Origin of the sequence: Burkholderia cepacia (genome assembly GCF_029962485.1) — a bacterium.
In the GTDB taxonomy this organism is placed as follows: Bacteria; Pseudomonadota; Gammaproteobacteria; order Burkholderiales; family Burkholderiaceae; genus Burkholderia.
The window spans coordinates 1,811,944-1,829,048 of sequence record NZ_CP073638.1 but is presented as its reverse complement, the minus strand read 5'-3'; the positions used below and the strand labels follow the sequence as shown (position 1 = coordinate 1,829,048).

At 67.6% G+C, this 17,105-nt stretch carries 12 protein-coding genes; 9 read left to right on the top strand and 3 right to left on the bottom strand.

What is annotated here, in order from left to right; genetic code table 11:
- Positions 1-15: 15 nt before the first annotated feature.
- From KEC55_RS24535 to KEC55_RS24515, 5 genes are all read left to right on the top strand, one after another.
- The gene (locus KEC55_RS24535) at positions 16-1,065 is read left to right on the top strand and encodes a formylglycine-generating enzyme family protein (RefSeq protein ID WP_282507722.1); all 1,050 of its coding nucleotides are present in this window, start codon (positions 16-18) and stop codon (positions 1,063-1,065) included.
- Positions 1,066-1,076: 11 nt separating this feature from the next.
- Entirely contained in the window at positions 1,077-1,874 is a 798-nt protein-coding gene (locus KEC55_RS24530; RefSeq protein ID WP_282507721.1) for a MetQ/NlpA family lipoprotein, read from the top strand.
- Positions 1,868-2,842, top strand: coding sequence for a flagellin N-methylase (locus tag KEC55_RS24525; RefSeq protein ID WP_282507720.1), 975 nt, complete (start codon positions 1,868-1,870; stop codon positions 2,840-2,842). Before KEC55_RS24530 ends, KEC55_RS24525 begins: the two co-directional genes overlap by 7 nt.
- Positions 2,843-2,907: 65 nt before the next feature.
- The gene (locus tag KEC55_RS24520) at positions 2,908-3,246 is read left to right on the top strand and encodes an antibiotic biosynthesis monooxygenase family protein (protein ID WP_222904732.1); all 339 of its coding nucleotides are present in this window, start codon (positions 2,908-2,910) and stop codon (positions 3,244-3,246) included.
- 185 nt (positions 3,247-3,431) lie between these two features.
- Entirely contained in the window at positions 3,432-5,129 is a 1,698-nt protein-coding gene (locus KEC55_RS24515) for a hypothetical protein (RefSeq protein WP_282507718.1), read from the top strand.
- A gap of 88 nt (positions 5,130-5,217) precedes the next feature.
- Here KEC55_RS24515 and KEC55_RS24510 read toward each other — a convergent pair whose 3' ends face one another.
- Positions 5,218-6,084, bottom strand: coding sequence for a hypothetical protein (locus KEC55_RS24510; RefSeq protein ID WP_282507717.1), 867 nt, complete (start codon positions 6,082-6,084; stop codon positions 5,218-5,220).
- Positions 6,085-6,237: 153 nt separating this feature from the next.
- A complete protein-coding gene (locus tag KEC55_RS24505; RefSeq protein WP_282507716.1) occupies positions 6,238-7,170 on the bottom strand; it encodes a LysR family transcriptional regulator in 933 nt (310 codons plus the stop codon).
- A 206-nt stretch (positions 7,171-7,376) separates the two neighbouring features.
- Between KEC55_RS24505 and KEC55_RS24500 the strand changes: the two genes are divergently transcribed.
- The 4 genes from KEC55_RS24500 (at position 7,377) to pdeR (ending at position 15,889) form a co-directional block, all read left to right on the top strand.
- Positions 7,377-8,150, top strand: coding sequence for a putative hydro-lyase (locus KEC55_RS24500; protein WP_282507715.1), 774 nt, complete (start codon positions 7,377-7,379; stop codon positions 8,148-8,150).
- A gap of 82 nt (positions 8,151-8,232) precedes the next feature.
- Complete coding sequence (locus tag KEC55_RS24495) at positions 8,233-9,531, top strand: MFS transporter (protein WP_176051279.1); 1,299 nt, start codon at positions 8,233-8,235, stop codon at positions 9,529-9,531.
- A 120-nt stretch (positions 9,532-9,651) separates the two neighbouring features.
- Entirely contained in the window at positions 9,652-13,296 is a 3,645-nt protein-coding gene (locus KEC55_RS24490; RefSeq protein ID WP_282507714.1) for a hydantoinase B/oxoprolinase family protein, read from the top strand.
- 589 nt (positions 13,297-13,885) lie between these two features.
- A complete protein-coding gene (gene pdeR / locus KEC55_RS24485; RefSeq protein ID WP_282507713.1) occupies positions 13,886-15,889 on the top strand; it encodes a cyclic di-GMP phosphodiesterase in 2,004 nt (667 codons plus the stop codon).
- Positions 15,890-15,937: 48 nt separating this feature from the next.
- On the opposite strand, the gene KEC55_RS24480 is transcribed toward pdeR, so the two are convergent.
- Positions 15,938-16,801: a crotonase/enoyl-CoA hydratase family protein gene (locus KEC55_RS24480; RefSeq protein ID WP_176051276.1), complete on the bottom strand. Its 864-nt coding sequence runs from the start codon at positions 16,799-16,801 to the stop codon at positions 15,938-15,940.
- Between the last annotated feature and the right edge of the window lie 304 nt (positions 16,802-17,105).

The window sequence follows — 17,105 nt, the reverse complement described above, 5'->3', positions numbered from 1 at the left end:
AGCGGGGACGACACGATGCGGTTCCGCTTCTGGACGACCGGCGCGGCGCTCGCCGCCACGCTGTTCGCTGCCGCGTTCGCGGTGGGCTATGCGAATTCGGCGGCGCCGGCGGGCGGTGCATTCGATGACCTGAATCGCGGCCGCGCGCTTGCGCCGCTCGGTTCGGAACGCCAGTGCGAACGCTACTCGGGGCTGCCGGCGAAGTGGCGCGACGACCCGCAGGCCGGGATGGTGCACCTGCGCCGCGGCGCGTTCGTGTTCGGCAGCACACAAGGCTATGCGGACGAGCGTCCGGTCGGCGACGGCCGCACGCGCGTCGGCGGCTTCTGGATCGACCAGACCGACGTGACGATCGCGCAGTTCGCCGCGTTCGTGCAGGCGACCGATTACGTGACCGAGGCCGAGCAGCAGGGCGGCGCGGCGGTGTTCCACGTGCCGACGCGCGACGAGATGAATGCGCGCGACCTCGCGTGGTGGTCGTGGGTGAAGGGTGCGTCGTGGCGTCATCCGCGCGGGCCGGGCAGCGACGTCGAAGGGCTCGGCAACCTGCCCGTCACGCTCGTCACGCAGCGCGACGCGTTCGCGTATGCGCACTGGCTCGGCCGCGATCTGCCGACCGAAGCCGAATGGGAATACGCGGGCAAGGCCGGCCGCGACGATGCGTCGCTCGATGCGGCGCCGCGCGATGCGCAGGGCAAGCCGGCGGCGAACTATTGGCAGGGCGCGTTCCCGGTGCTCGACACGGCCGAGGACGGTCATGCGGGGCTCGCGCCCGTCGGCTGCTACGCGGCGAACGGCTTCCGGCTCTACGACATGATCGGCAACGCATGGGAATGGACGAAGGACGCGTACACGGGCCCGCATCAGTCGCACACGAACGGCGACACGGCGGCCGTCGCACCGCCGACACGCCGGCACGATACGCCGATGGTCATCAAGGGCGGCTCGTTCCTGTGCTCGCGCGATTACTGCGTACGCTATCGCGCGTCGTCGCGCGAACAGCAGGAAGCCGATCTCGGTGCGTCGCACATCGGCTTTCGCACGATTCTGAGGGATGCGTCATGACGAAGGGCTTCGTGCGATTCGTTTTGGTGTGGTTGCTGGCCGCGTGCGGCGTCGTGCAGCAGGGATCGGCGGTGGCGGCCGACGCCGTTGCACCGGCGGTGCGCGTCGGCGTCACGCGCGGCGTGCATGCGCAGATCCTGGACGAAGTGAGGCGGGTTGCCGCCACGCGAGGATTGGGTATCGACGTCGTCGAATTCGACGACGCGTCACGTATCGACACGGCGCTTGCCGACGGCCGGATCGACGCGGCCAGCTTCGAGGATGCGCAACAGCTTGCCGCGACGCGCACGCAGAAGCGCTACGCACTGACCGACGTCGCGCCGACCGTCACGCTGCCGATGGCGTTTTATTCGCGCAAGCTGAAAAGCCTGAACGCATTGCAACCGGGCGCGACGGTCGCGCTTCCCGCCGATCCGCGCGGCATGGCACGCGCGCTCGTGCTGCTGCAGAACGACACGCTGGTGACGCTGCGCGAGAAGGCCGGCCTGCACGCGACGCTGCGCGACGTGACCGGAAACCGGCTTGGACTGAAACTCGTCGCGCTGCGCCGCGACCGGCTTTACGCGGAGCTCGATACGGCCGCGTTCGTCGCGATCGACAGCGACGATGCCGCCCGCGCGGGGCTGCAACCCGCGCGCGACAGCATCAGCCTCGAAGATGCCCGCTCGCCGTATGCGAATGTGCTGACGGTGCGCGACGCCGATCGCACGAAACCGTGGGTCGCGCAGCTCGTCGCCGCGTATCACTCGGACGACGTCGCGCGCTTCATCCTCACGCGCTACCAGGATTCGGTGCGGCGGCCGTGGTAGAGACGTATGGGCTCGCGTGCAATGCATGCGGACGCTGCTGCAACAGCGCGCCGACGCTGTCGTTGCGCGAACTGTTCCGGCATCGGCATCGCTTCGTCGGCGCGCTGACGATCCGTCGCGTGCCGAAGCGGCGGATCGGCGAACGCTGGCGTGCGGGCGGGCATGAGCATGCGCTCGATGCGGATGATGTTGCGGCATCCGAAGCGCTGGCCGACCGGCTGTTCCATCGTATCGGCGGCGCGAATGGCGAATGGATCGCGCTGACGCTGCAGGGCTACGACTATCCGTCGCTCGGCCGTTGTGCGGCGCTGGCCGACGACGGCTGCTGCAGTGTGCACGCGGAGAAACCGTCGATCTGCGGCGCGGTGCCGCTCGATCCGATGTTGCCTGACCGGTTGCAGTCGCGCGTGCTTGCCGCACGGCGCGACGAAACGGCATGGCTGGGCGCGAACTGCATCGTCGAGGCGGGAGCCGCGCAGCCTTCCATCGAATCTTCCTTTCCGATTCCGTTGGTAACGGCCGGGCAGGTCGCGGATCGCGCGGCGCTCGACGCGCATCGCGACGCGCTCACGTTCGAGCGCGCGGTGTGGCGCGATGCGGTGTTCGCGTCGTTGACCGATGGCGGGCAGGACGTGCGTCATGCGCTGTCGCGGCTCGCACCGGGCGGCTACCTGACCGTGTCGATCGTGCCCGTGTTGCTGGCCGTCGCATCGGCTTCCGCACATTGCCGCGCGCTGTGCATCGACTTCATCGACGCGCAGCGGGCATTGATCGGTGCAAACATCGAAGCGGCGCTCGCACGCCGACGCGCCGACGATCGGCCCGCGACGCACGAGTTGCGCGGCTTCGCGCAGGCGCTCGAACGTGCGCGGCATGCGCTTGCGGCGACGCCGGCACCTGCGGCCGGGGCCCTTGAAGACGCGTCATACATCGACGCATGGCTCGACACTGATCCGCCCACTGCGTAACGATCGTGGCACGCCGTGCGTGCCTTACACTTGGCGCTCTTTCAACCGTCTTCGATGGAGCGTGCATGTACGCGTCGACCTTCATTTTCCGTGCCGGGCAATATGACGACGAATTCCACCGGCTCGACCGACAGATCGCCGACATGGCGCGCGCGACGCCCGGCTATCTCGGCGAGGAAACCTGGGAGAACGCCGAAGCGGGGCTGATCCAGAACGTCTACTACTGGGAATCAGAAGCGGCGCTGCAGCAGTTGATGCAGCATCCGGCGCATCTCGAAGCGAAAGCGAAGCAGGCGCGCTGGCTCGACGGCTATCGCGTCGTGATCTCGAAGGTGCTCCGTGAGTACGGCGACGGCAAGTTGACGCAGCCGCATGCCGGGCAATCCGCGTCGCCGGCTGTCTGATTCATTTCTTTCGCATTACGGATAAATAACAAAAAGAGGCGCGAGTCACACTCGTATTTGTCTGCGGGTTCCGGCGACATCGCGTGCAATCAATTCTTCATCAAGCATGGCTAAGGTGGCGTGGCTTCACGTCGTCAGTCTGTCCACAACAACATCCCCAATCGATGTCGTACGGAGCCTTGTCCATGCCGAATTTCGCCTTGTCCGCGAAGCGCCGCCGCGCGCTGCGCGATCGAACCGTTCCCGTCGTCGCACTCACGCTGATCGCAGCGAGCATCGGCGCGCAGGCCGCCCCGAATGACGGCGGTGAAAGCCGCTTTGCACCGGGTTTCGTGCCGGGCTTCCTGGTGCTCAGCCGCAGCGTGTACGACAACGTGTCAGCCAACGTGCAACCCGGCGCGATCCTGCCGCCGAACTGCGCGAAGACCACCGGCGGTTGCGGCGCGGCTTCGGGCGCGCCGAACGACGGCACCTATCCGTACTTGTGGAACAACGACCGCTACGACGGCAGTTTCGGCATCACGTCGCGCATCTTCCTCGACCAGATCACGCCGGCGGGCGGCACCGTCAGCACCCTCGAAGTGCCGAACAGCCTGCAGAAAGGCTTCGCGCACGACCAGATGGTGACGAGCTTCAGCTCGAAGTCGGAACTCGGCCTGCACCTGTCGGCCGACGGCAACTACCTGACGTTCATGGGTTACGTCGCACCGGTCAACACGATCGACGTGTCGAACTCGAACACGCCGCTCGCGGTCGATACGACGAACCCGGACGGGCAGAACTTCTATCGCGCGATCGCGCGCGTCGATCGTCACGGCCATTTCCGCTTCACCGAGACGAACGCGTACAGCGGCAACAACGGCCGCGCGGCGATCCTGAACAACCGCGACGGCCGCGAGATCTACTACACGTCGGGCAATGCCGGCAACGGTTCGAATCCGCAACCGGACAACGTGATCCTCGGCGCGGGCGCGCAACTGATCGACGGCGCGAAGCACCACGAAGCGCAGCAGGATCCGGGCGTGCCGACGCCCCTCGCGAGCTTTTCGGTCACGGAACTCGGCGCGAAGGCCGACAAGATCGGCAAGGACGACAACTTCCGCGGCATCGCGGTGCACGACAACGTCGTGTACTACTCGAAGGGCAGCGGCGGCAACGGCGTGAACACCGTGTACTTCGTCGATACGACCGGCACCGCGTGCCCGTCGGGCGTCGGCGTGCCGTCGCCGAAGGCCGTGCTGCCGACGGCGCCGCTCGCGTACAACGCGGCGACGCTGCAGACGACGGGTTTGCCGAACAACATGTGCGTGCTGGCGGGCTTCCCGACCACGCCGAACAAGACCGCGACGACGCTCTCCTACCCGTTCGGGATGTGGTTCGCCGACGCGAACACGCTGTACGTCGCGGATGAAGGCGACGGCTACACGGGTGGCGCGGACCTGTACACGCATGCGGCCGCGCAGACGGGCGCCGGCCTGCAGAAGTGGGTGTACGACGCGGGCACGAAGCAGTGGAAGCTCGCGTACACGCTGCAGAACGGGCTGGACCTCGGCAAGCCGTATTCCGTGGCGGGTTATCCGCTCGGCAACAATGCGGCGACGGGGTTGCCGTGGGCGCCGGCGACGGCTGGCCTGCGCAACCTGACGGGCCGCGTCGAACGCGATGGCACGGTGACGATCTGGGCGGTCACGTCGACGGTCAGCGGCAACGGCGACGTCGGCGCCGATCCGAACCGGCTCGTCGCGGTGCGCGACGCGCTGCGCAACACGAGCGCGACGACGGCTGCCACCGAGCGGTTCGCGGTGCTGCGTACGGCGAAGTTTGCGGAAGTGCTGCGCGGCATCTCGTTCGCGCCGGGTACGGAAACGGGCCGGTCGCACTGAGGGGGGTGATGCCCGGCTGATGCCGGGCTCGGCAGGCACGGCCGCCTGTTTCGGCGGCCGTGCCTTCAGCAATGATCGACGCGCGTTTTCAGCCGGTGCGTTGCGTCTCGTCGTCCTTCGGCTCCGCTTGAACCGCTCGTTCCCAGATCGGGAACGTCGCGTTCTGGATCGACGTCTGCGCGTCGATGACCTTGCGATGATCGATGCCGGGCAGGTCGAGCAGCCGGTCGACGGCTGCTTTCGCGCCTTCGGTGTCCTGCGGGAACCCGCACGCGAACTGCTTGTTCGTGTCGAACAGGATCCACCAGACATCCGACACGAATGGCCCCTGGTCGTTGGTTTCGATCAGGACCGCACCGAGGTCGGACAGCGCGATTCCGCGTGTTGCGCCGGTCGGGTCGGTCGACTCGATGCGCGTGTCGGTCGCGGTGACGGTCCAGCCGCTTTGCCGGCCCGGCGGGCGGGCCGATGACGGTGCGGCATGCGGTTGCGCCGGGCGGCTGGTGCTTGCCGATGCGGTAGCGGCAACCGCTTCGGCCGCAACGCTGTCGTTCCCTCCGAGACCATCGATCCACGGCAACACGGCGGCGCCAATCATCGCAGCAATCCACAGGTAGTACCCGAGGCCGAACGTGCCGATTTTTTCGTAGTTCGCGTCGGTCGGGATCGTGTGCCAGCCGATCGCGAACACCACGACCACGGCGAGCAGCGCGGACACGGTACGGTTCGGCCTGATCAGTGCCACGACGAGCAGCGGGTTGCCGAGCCACGCGAACTGCAGGTCGAGGATCGCGAGGCCGCCGAGCGCGAGCACCGTGTACCCGTGCCACCAGCTCACCGCGCCGGCCGCATTCGGCGGTTCGGCCGCGACGGGCAGCAGCAGCGACGCGACATACAGCGCGACGATCACGGCGCGCGCGAGGTTCAGGCGGGTGGAAGCGGAGCGGATCGGCATGGTGCCTTCTTGTCGTGCGGGGCATGCGAATCGGTGAATGCCGGACGGCCGTGCCGTCATTCACGATGCGTAGCGCGAAGTGCAAACGCGCCGAGGGCGATTGTGGGCGATTCCCGCCGCGATGTCGAAAGCAGGTCATCCACCGCTGCAAAGTCAAAGCGCTTCAACCAACCTCCGCGTACTCTTCTCGCAATACTCATGACACGCCGCCCGCGCGGCAATTGACGCACCGTGCACGAACCTCGGCGCATCCGCCCGTCGCGACATCGACACGACGATCGACGGCGGCGACGGCTGCAGCGGCAGCTCGACAACCTCGCCGCTTTCGATCAGCGCATCGACGAACAGCACCGGAATCGCGGCGACGCCGAAACCGTCGCGCACCAGCTGTACGATTACCGAGATCGACGGCGACCCGGTGATGCGCGTCTCCGACAGCGGCACGCCATGCGCGTGCGCGAGCGCGCGGACGATGTCTTCCAGCGCACGATGCGGCGCGGTGCCGCGTCCGTAGGTCAGGATCGGCTGGCGCAGCACCTGCCGCGCGAGGCCCGTGCGCGTGTTCGGCAGCAGCCCCGCGCGCGCGATCCAGCGCACCGGGTAGTTCGCGAGCGCGTCGCACACGACCGACGCCTCGTCGCTGCCCTCGACGCGGATGATCAGGTCGAGCTCGCCGGCCATCAGTCGGCGCTGCAACACGACGCTCACGTCGACGGTCAGGTCGATTTCCAGCTGCGGATAGTCGGCCGCCAGCCGCCGCATATAGTGCGGAAGCCAGCTGTGCACGACGGTCTCGATCACGCCGAGCCGCAGCTTGCCGCGCAGCGCGCTTTCTCCGGACGCGGCGGCCTGCAGCTCCTGCGTGGCCTCGACCACGGCCTTTGCATAGCCGAGCAGGTACTCGCCGTTCGGCGTGAGCCGGAATTCACGACTGTCGCGATCGACGAGTACTGTCTGCAGTTCGTCCTCCAGCGCCTTCAGGCGCTGCGAGATCGCGGCCGGCGTCGCGTGCAGCGCCGCAGCCGTCGTGCGGAAGTTGCGCAGCTTCGCGAGCGTGACGAAGGTTTCGAGAAAACGCGTGTTCATGGCGGATCGGGAGGACGATGAAGGCGCAGCTTGCCGGTGAGGAAAAGTGAACGGAGCAGGGGAAAACCCCGAGATGTGTTAAGAAATTCTATACAAGAGACGCAAAAAAACTCGTTGGCGACAAAATTTTTTCTTTTCTATTCTTCGCCGTATCCGATGACACGCCACCGTCATCCCGACGCCATCCCGATCAGCGATCCAACATCATGACGCCTTCCGAATTCCGCCAGTCCGTGCGCCACGGCGCGTTCCGCGGCCCGACCGCCGGCCATTGCGGCCCGTTTGCGCAAGCGAACCTCGCGATCCTGCCCGACGCGTATGCGCATGATTTCCTGCGCTTCTGCCAGGCAAACCCGAAAGCGTGCCCGCTGCTGGGCGTCGGCGAACCGGGCGCGTTCCGGATCGACGCGCTCGGCGAGGATCTCGACATCCGCACCGACGTGCCGAGCTACAACGTGTACCGCGACGGCCGCCTGACCGAGCGCGTCGAGTCGCTGGAAGCGCTGTGGCGCGACGATTTCGTCGTGTTTGCGATCGGCTGCTCGTTCTCGTTCGAGGACATGCTCGCCCGCGAGGGGATCGGGCTGCGCCACGTCGAGGAGGGTCGCAACGTGCCGATGTACCGCACGTCGATTCCGAACCGCCGCGCGGGCATCTTCGGCGGCCAGCTGGTTGTGTCGATGCGGCCGATGCGCGGCGCCGACGCGATCCGCGCGGTGCAGATCACGAGCCGGTTCCCGGGCGTGCACGGCGCGCCGATCCATATCGGCCATCCGGGGGAACTCGGCATTGCCGATCTGAACGCACCCGAGTTCGGCGATGCAGTCACGATCCGCGACGGCGAGCTGCCGGTGTTCTGGGCGTGCGGCGTGACGCCGCAAACCGCGCTGATGGAGGCGAAGCTGCCGATCGCGATCGCGCATACGCCCGGCCACATGCTGATGACCGACATCACGAACGCGTCGCTCGCCGTATTCTGAATTCCGGGCCGGCAGACGGCCACGCACGACATACCGCACGCACGATCGCCATTCGAACGCGCATAACGACAGGAGCACCACCATGGAAAGCAAGACCCTCGCGGCACCCGCCGCGGAGCCCGCGAGCCCCGAGCGCAGCGGCCTGTTCTCGTGGTACGCCGATGCGCAGCCGCGCGAGCGCCGCGCGTTCTGGAGCTGCAAGGTCGGCTACATGCTCGACGGGATGGACACGCAGATGCTGTCGTTCGTGATCCCGACGCTCGTCGCGACGTGGGGCATCTCGCTCGCGGACGCCGGCTTCATCGGCACGATCACGCTGCTCGCGTCGGCGCTCGGCGGCTGGATCGCCGGCATCCTGTCCGACCGGATCGGCCGCGTGCGCACGCTGCAGCTCACGGTGCTGTGGTTCGCCGTGTTCACCGCGTTGTGCGGGCTCGCGCAGAGCTACCACCAGCTGCTCGCGGCACGTGCGCTGATGGGCTTCGGCTTCGGCGGCGAATGGACGGCCGGCGCGGTGCTGATCGGTGAAGTGATCCGTGCCCGCGATCGCGGCAAGGCGGTCGGCCTCGTGCAGTCGGGCTGGGCGATCGGCTGGGGGCTGTGCGCATTGCTGTATGCGCTGCTGTTCTCGGTGCTGCCGGCCGAGCAGGCCTGGCGCGCGCTGTTCCTGGTCGGGCTCGCGCCCGCGCTGCTGGTCGTCGCGATCCGCCGCTACGTGAAGGAACCGGACGTCTACGAGAAGGAGAAGGCCGCGCAGGCAAAAGTGGCCGATGCGCCGCGCCTGACCGAGATCTTCGCGCCGAAGCTGATCACGACGACGCTGCGCGCTGCGCTGCTGACCACCGGCGCGCAGGGCGGCTACTACGCGATCACGACGTGGTTGCCGACCTTCCTGAAGACCGAGCGTCACCTCACGGTGATGGGCACCGGCGGCTATCTCGCGATGATCATCTTCGGTTCGTGGGTCGGCTACCTGACGAGTGCGTACCTGACCGATCGCCTCGGCCGCAAGCCGAACTTCATCCTGTTCGCGGTCGGCTCGATGGTGATCGCGTTCGCGTACACGTCGCTGAACCTGACCAACGCGTCGATGCTGTGGCTCGGCTTCCCGCTCGGCTTCTTCGCGTCGGGCATCTTCTCGGGGATGGGCGCGTTCCTCACCGAACTGTTCCCGACCCGCGTGCGCGGTTCCGGCCAGGGCTTCTGCTACAACGTGGGCCGCGCGATCGGTGCGCTGTTCCCGTTCCTGATCGGTGCGCTGTCGAAGCAGTACGGGCTCGGCACGAGCATCGGCATCTTCGCGGTCGCCGCATACGGCGTCGTGATCGTCGCCGCGCTGACGCTGCCCGAGACCCGCGGCCGCGAACTCGACGCCGCGTAAGCGGCAGGGCGGCCGGCCCTTCGTTTTTCTTCCCTTTTCATCGAGACCGTGACACGGCGCGCGACGCGCGCCGTGCGGCGGCACTCGTCCCTTGATTCCACGACGCATCGACCCGACATCATGACTGACCGACACCTTTCTTCCGTTCCTTCCGACGCCGCACGCTGGCAATTCTGGATCGACCGCGGCGGCACCTTCACCGACATCGTCGCGCGCCGGCCCGACGGCACGCTCGTCACGCACAAGCTGCTGTCGGAGAACCCCGAGCAGTATCGCGACGCGGCCGTGGCCGGTATCCGCCACCTGCTCGGGCTCGCGGCAGGCGAGCCGATCACGCCCGCGCACGTCGACATGGTGAAGATGGGCACGACGGTCGCGACCAACGCGTTGCTCGAACGCAAGGGCGAACGCACCGCGCTCGCGACGACGCGCGGCTTTCGCGACGTGCTGCGCATCGCTTACCAGAACCGGCCGCGCCTGTTCGACCTCGATATCGTGCTGCCCGATGCGCTGTACGAAACCGTCGTCGAGATCGACGAGCGCGTCGGCGCGCATGGCGACGTCGTCGTGCCGCTCGATGTTCAGGGTGCCGAAGCGTCGCTGCGCGGCGTGTTCGACAGCGGCGTGCGTGCGCTCGCGATCGTGCTGATCCACGGCTACCGTTACACCGCGCACGAACGCGCGCTGGCGGAGCTCGCGCGCCGCATCGGCTTCACGCAGGTGTCGGTGTCGCACGAGGTGTCGCCGCTGATGAAGATGGTGTCGCGGGGCGACACGACCGTCGTCGATGCGTACCTGTCGCCGATCCTGCGCCGCTACGTCGAGCAGGTCGCGCACGAGATGCCGGGCGTGAACCTGCAGTTCATGCAGAGCAGCGGCGGGCTGACGCGCGCCGATGCGTTCCAGGGCAAGGACGCGATCTTGTCGGGTCCGGCCGGCGGCATCGTCGGGATGGTGCGTGCGGCGCGCGCGGCCGGCTTCGGCCAGGTGATCGGCTTCGACATGGGCGGTACGTCGACCGACGTGTCGCACTACAACGGCGAGTTCGAGCGCGAGTTCGAGACGCAGGTGGCCGGCGTGCGGATGCGCGCGCCGATGATGAGCATCCACACGGTCGCGGCCGGCGGCGGCTCGGTGCTGGGTTTCGACGGCGCGCGGCTGCGCGTCGGGCCCGAATCGGCCGGCGCGAACCCGGGGCCGGCCGCATACCGGCGCGGCGGGCCGTTGACGGTCACCGACTGCAACCTGATGCTCGGCAAGATCCAGCCCGATTATTTTCCGCGCGTGTTCGGCCCGCATGCGGACGAACCGCTCGACCGCGACGGCGTGGTCGCGAAGTTCGCGGCGCTCGCCGACGAGATCCACGCGGCGACGGGGCGGCGCGAGACGCCCGAGGCGCTGGCCGAAGGCTTCCTGGAGATCGCGATCGGCAGCATGGCCAACGCGATCAAGAAGATTTCCGTGCAGCGCGGCCACGACGTGTCGCGCTACGTGCTGACGACGTTCGGCGGCGCGGGCGGCCAGCACGCATGCGGTGTGGCCGACGCGCTCGGGATGACGCAAGTGTTCGCGCATCCGCTCGCGGGCGTGCTGTCCGCCTACGGGATGGGCCTTGCCGACCAGACGGCGATGCGCGAGCGCGCGGTCGAGGCCGCGCTGTCCGACGCATCGTTGCCGGCGCTGAACGCGGCGCTCGACCGGCTGGCCGACGAGGCCGTCGGCGCGCTGCTCGAACAAGGGGTGCCGCCGGAGCGGATCGCGACCGAGCGGCGCGTGCACCTGCGCTATCAGGGCACCGATTCGGCGCTCGACGTGCCGGCCGGCAGTGTCGATGCGATGCAGCAGGCGTTCGAGGCCGCGTACCGGCAGCGCTACGCATTCCTGATGCCCGGCACACCGCTCGTCGCCGAGCTTGCGTCGGTCGAGGCGATCGGCCGTTCGGACGCGCCGGTCGACATCGCGTCGCTGGCGCCGCGTGGCGCGGGCGATGGCGCGACACCCCGCGCCGACTCCGCGGTGCGCTTCCATTCCGGCGGCCGGTGGCACGACGCGGCGCTGTACGTGCGCGACACGCTGCTGGCCGGCGACGCGATCGACGGCCCGGCGATCGTCGCGGAGAAGAACGGCACGACTGTTGTCGAGCCTGGCTGGCGGGCGGAGATGACCGCGCAGGGCAACCTCGTGCTGACGCGCACGACGCCGCTGCCGACGCGCCGCTCGCTCGGCACCGACGCCGACCCGGTGCGGCTCGAGATCTTCAACAACCTGTTCATGTCGATCGCCGAGCAGATGGGGCTGCGGCTGCAGAACACCGCGTACTCGGTGAACATCAAGGAGCGGCTCGACTTCTCGTGCGCGATCTTCGACGGCGACGGCAACCTGATCGCGAATGCGCCGCACATGCCCGTGCATCTCGGCTCGATGGGCGAGAGCATCCGCACGGTGATCGAGCGCAATCGCGGCCGGATGCGCGACGGCGACGTCTTCATGCTGAACGACCCGTATCACGGCGGCACGCACCTGCCGGACGTGACGGTCATCACGCCGGTATTTGCCGACGGCTCGGATGCGCCGCTGTTTTACGTCGGCTCGCGCGGCCACCACGCGGACATCGGCGGTACGACGCCCGGCTCGATGCCACCCGATTCGACGCATATCGACGAGGAGGGCGTGCTGATCGACAACTGGCAGCTCGTGTCGGCCGGCGTGCTGCGCGATGCCGAAACCCGCGCGCTGCTCGCATCGGGCCGCTACCCGGCGCGCAACGTCGAGCAGAACATGGCCGACCTGCGCGCGCAGGTCGCCGCGAACCAGAAGGGCGTCGACGAACTGCGCCGGATGGTCGCGCTGTTCGGCCGCGACGTCGTGCTCGCGTTCATGGGGCACGTGCAGGACAACGCGGAGGAGGCAGTGCGGCGGGTGATCGGCGCGCTGCAGGACGGCGCGTACCGGTATCCGCTCGACAACGGCGCCCAGATTCGCGTCGCGATCCGCGTCAACCGCGCGGCGCGGTGTGCCGAAATCGATTTCACCGGCACGTCCGCGCAGCTCGACAACAACTTCAATGCGCCGAAGGCCGTCTGCATGGCCGCCGTGCTGTACGTGTTCCGCACGCTGGTCGGCGACGATATCCCGCTGAACGCCGGCTGCCTGAAGCCGCTGACGGTGATCGTGCCGGCCCGCTCGATGCTGAACCCCGAGTATCCGGCGGCCGTCGTGTCGGGCAACGTCGAAACGTCGTCGGCCATCACCAACGCGCTGTACGGCGCGCTCGGCTGCGTCGCGTCGAGCCAGGGAACGATGAATAACTTCACGTTCGGCAACGCTCAATACCAGTATTACGAGACGATCGCGGGCGGCAGCGGCGCCGGCGACGGCTTCGCGGGCGTCGGCGCGGTGCAGACGCACATGACGAACTCGCGGCTGACCGATCCGGAGGTGCTCGAATGGCGCTACCCGGTGCGGCTCGACTCGCACCGGATCCGCGCCGGCTCGGGCGGTGGCGGGCGCTGGCGCGGCGGCGACGGCGCGGTGCGGCGGATCCGCTTCCTGGAGCCGATGACCGCGTCGATCCTGTCGAACAACCGGATCCACGCGCCGTTCGGCGCGGCGGGCGGCGACGCCGGCGCGCTCGGCCGCAACACGATCGAGCGGGCGGACGGCACGGTCGAGGCGCTCGACCACATCGGCCGTGCGCAGATGGCGCCGGGCGACGTGTTCGTCGTCGAAACGCCGGGCGGCGGCGGCTACGGCGCGGCGGGCTGACCGGTGCATCCGGCGCGGATGCCCGCGCCGGATGCCCGCGCCGGTCGCCCGCGCCGGTTGCACAGAAAACATTGCAACGGACTGTGGAATAAAACAACGAATTCACGCACAAACGGAATCAAAAATGGCGGAAAACCGGATCGCCCGGCCGCGATCCGACCCTGTCTGAACGGTGTCTCCGCCGCCATATCCCGATCTGGCGGAGACGGCCGCAAACCCATGACTGGAAAGGCATTCAGCCGATTCCACCCGATTCGTTCCGCAGTGCCGCATCCGGTCTTTTGGATGCCGCCAATCATGAAAAATCCGGCTTGCCAATCGAGTCCCGATTCCTTGACACTCTGCTCTAAATGTGAGTGCCAATACTCATCGTCATTTGATAAGATGGCTCTCATCATTCGTTAGGCAGAACCTGCGCGCATTAGGCGCGAACGCCGGGTCGCATTAGCTGGAAACAAGTACGGGACGAGGACTGCTGTTACCGCAATCACGGCTGGCTTGCCGGGCACGCGCACTGCGCGTCCCGGGAAGGCGGTCGGCCCACTCGCCTCCGTCTACACTGTGCGTTTTTTCTGGATCGGGGCGCTCCATGGATGACGAAAACGATAGCGCGGTGCTCGAGGCGCATGTCGGTACGCGCAGCCCCTGCTGGCGTCTCGGCAGCGACAGCAATGCGCTCGAGCTGGCCGCCGTGCGCGGCCTGACCAACGTCGCCGTTGCATTGACGGGCGAGCAGGCCGCGCGCATCCGGGCGCTGACGGGCGTCACGTCGCACCTCGTGCTCGACATCGCGCTGTTCGGCAATCCGATCAGCCTCCATCTCGTCGGCAAGAAGCTCAACACGACCGACTGGGCCGGCACGGCCTCGGCCTATTCCGATACGGTGTCCGTCGCGGGCGATCTCGCGCACGGGCTCGCGTTTGCCGAGCAGGTCGTGTCCGAAGTGAATTCACTCGTCGTGATCCTCGACCGCAACGGGATGGTGCAGCGCTTCAACCGCCTGTGCGAGGAAGTGACGGGCAAGCGCGAGGTCGACGTGATCGGCCGCAGCGCGTTCGAGCTGTTCATGAGCCCCGAGCAGGGCGCGCAGTCGCGCACCAACATCACGGGCTTTTTCGCGAGCAACCAGTCGTACGCGGTCGAGCGCTACATCAACACGGTCAACGGGCCGCGCCTGTTCCAGTTCCGCAACAAGTTCGTGCAGAGCGGCAGCGGCATCGAAGAGCAGTTCCTGATCTGCTCGGGCATCGACATCACCGAGGAGCGCAACGCGCAGCATCGGCTCACCGAACTCGCGAACACCGACGTGCTCACCGGGCTGCCGAACCGCCATGCGATCAGCGAGCGGATCCGCGCGGCGATCGACGCGGAGAGCCCCGACACGCGCGGCCAGGTCGGCATCCTGTTCCTCGACCTCGACAACTTCAAGCGCGTCAACGATCACTACGGGCACATCACCGGCGACCGCCTGCTGCAGGATGTGTCGTCGATCATCAGCGGCTGCCTGCCGTCCGGCGCGACGCTCGCGCGGCTCGGCGGCGACGAGTTCCTCGTGCTGTTCGAGCATGGCACGCGGCCGCTGCTCGAAGCGACCGCGCAGATCATCCTCGAGCGGCTGCGCACGCCGATCCACCTCGGGCTGATGGAGGTCTACACGAGCTGCTCGATCGGCATCGCGATGCATCCGCAGCACGGCGATTCGCTCGAGACGTTGATCCGCAGCGCCGACACCGCGATGTACGTCGCGAAGGAAGAAGGCAAGCATACGTACCGCGTGTTCTCGCTGGAGATGAACCAGAAGGTCGCGAAGTACATGTGGCTCGACACGAACCTGCGCAAGGCGCTCGAGGAAGAGCAGTTCGTGCTGCACTACCAGCCGGTCGTCGATATCGCGACGGGCGACGTGAACGGCGTCGAGGCGCTGATCCGCTGGCAGTCGCCCGATCGCGGGCTCGTCGCGCCAGTCGAGTTCATCCGCTTCGCGGAGGAATCGGGGCTGATCGCGCCGCTCGGGCGCTGGGTGATGCGCACCGCGGCCGCGCAGGCCGCCGCGTGGAAGGCGAAGGGGCTCGGCATCCGGATCGCGGTGAACCTGTCCGCGCGGCAGTTGCAGGACATGAACATCGTGCACCAGTTCGCGTCGATTCTCGACGGCGCGGGGCTGAAGCCCGGCCTGCTCGACATCGAGCTGACCGAGAGCTGCTTCATCGAGGACGAGGAGGCGGCGATCGGGTTGATGCGGCAGTTCCGCCAGCTCGGCGCGGAGATCCATCTCGACGATTTCGGCACCGGCTATTCATCGCTGTCGCAGTTGTCGCGCCTGCCGCTCGACGCAATCAAGCTCGACCGCACCTTCATCACGGGCATCGACCGCAACCCGCGCTCGCAGGCGCTGGTGCGCTCGGTCGTGTCGCTCGCGAAGGCGCTGAATTTCGCGGTGGTCGCCGAAGGCGTCGAAACCCATGCGGAAGCCGATTTCCTCAAGCAGCTCGACGTCGATCACGCGCAGGGCTACTACTACGCGCGGCCGATGCCGGCGCAGGCGTTCGAGGCGTGGCTCGCGGAGACGAGGAAGCTCAGGCTGATCGCCTGAGCCTCGTTCATGAAAAGGCGCCGCCCGCAAGCGGCGGCGCCCGTCGCATTACACCGTGCGCAGCTTCGACACGCGCCGGTTCTGCAGCATCACCAGGCGTTCCATGTACGCGAGGTCCTTCGGCTCGATCGTGAACGCCGCATGCACCCATGCTTCGGTGATGTCCATCAGCTCGGAGCGCGATAGCTGGAACACCCGCTCGCGGGCGCGCAGCATCGCGCGCACGCCGTTCAGCTTCGGCTTCGTCACGTCGATGAAGGTGCGCGTCGCGAGATACGCGTCGCCCGCATCGAACGTCTGGTCGATCAGGCCGCGATCCTCGTACCACTCGGATGCATGCGCTTCACCGGTCGCGATCAGTTGCTCCGCGAGGCCCCGATCGGCCTTGCGCGCGACGAGTGAATAGCCGCCCATGCCCGGGAACAGGTTGAACGCGATCTCCGGAAACCCGAGCTTCACGCCCTTCTGCGCAAGCACGTAGTGATGCGCGAGCGCGGCCTCGAAGCCGCCGCCGAGCGCGCTTCCCTCGACCATCGCGATCGAGATCGCCCCGGTGCCGAAGCCCGTGTAGATCTCGTACACGCCGTCGATGCACGAGCGCGCGTAGGCCATCAGCTGGTCGCGCCGGCCGCTGCGGATCGCGTCGACGAAGAAGCTCAGGTCGCCGCCGACGTTGAACAGCTCGGGGACGAGCGAGCCCGTCACCCAGAAGTCGAACGTGAGGCCCGAGTCGCGCGCGACGCGCGCGAGATGGATGATGTCGGTAACGAGTTGTTGGTTAAAGCACGGCCGCGGCTCCGATCGCAGCATCATCCACATGACATTACGGCCTTCTTCGTAAAAGGCAGTCAGTTGCGACAGTTCGCCGGCTTCGTAAAACGGGCGGCACGCCGGATGGGATTGGAGTTGCATGGTATGTCCTCGTGAGATGTGGTTTTTGAAGACCGCCGCGCCCGGTGCCATGCGGGAAATGGGTTGCCCGCAGGGCGCCGGGCGCGAGGCATCGCCATTGTTGCGCGCGCACAAAAGACGAACTGCGGGGAACAACGCACGACCGGGACGCGGGCAGCGATTGCGTTCAGGCGGGCGGGACGGGAGGCGGCGGGCGGACGGACGGGGATCGGGAGGCCGCGGCCGGCGGGCCCAACGCGGCTGGTACGGGCGGGAAGCGCGGCCGGCGGCGGGTTCGCCGGCTCGCGCACACGTGTTCAAACGG

Bases quoted from the DNA above. Each gene is read 5' to 3' on its own strand.
- KEC55_RS24505 (WP_282507716.1), bottom strand. From the start codon at position 7,170: ATGAACACGCGTTTTCTCGAAACCTTCGTCACGCTCGCGAAGCTGCGC.
- KEC55_RS24495 (WP_176051279.1), top strand. From the start codon at position 8,233: ATGGAAAGCAAGACCCTCGCGGCACCCGCCGCGGAGCCCGCGAGCCCC.
- KEC55_RS24515 (WP_282507718.1), top strand. From the start codon at position 3,432: ATGCCGAATTTCGCCTTGTCCGCGAAGCGCCGCCGCGCGCTGCGCGAT.
- KEC55_RS24510 (WP_282507717.1), bottom strand. From the start codon at position 6,084: ATGCCGATCCGCTCCGCTTCCACCCGCCTGAACCTCGCGCGCGCCGTG.
- KEC55_RS24535 (WP_282507722.1), top strand. From the start codon at position 16: ATGCGGTTCCGCTTCTGGACGACCGGCGCGGCGCTCGCCGCCACGCTG.
- KEC55_RS24490 (WP_282507714.1), top strand. From the start codon at position 9,652: ATGACTGACCGACACCTTTCTTCCGTTCCTTCCGACGCCGCACGCTGG.
- KEC55_RS24500 (WP_282507715.1), top strand. From the start codon at position 7,377: ATGACGCCTTCCGAATTCCGCCAGTCCGTGCGCCACGGCGCGTTCCGC.
- KEC55_RS24480 (WP_176051276.1), bottom strand. From the start codon at position 16,801: ATGCAACTCCAATCCCATCCGGCGTGCCGCCCGTTTTACGAAGCCGGC.
- KEC55_RS24520 (WP_222904732.1), top strand. From the start codon at position 2,908: ATGTACGCGTCGACCTTCATTTTCCGTGCCGGGCAATATGACGACGAA.
- pdeR (WP_282507713.1), top strand. From the start codon at position 13,886: ATGGATGACGAAAACGATAGCGCGGTGCTCGAGGCGCATGTCGGTACG.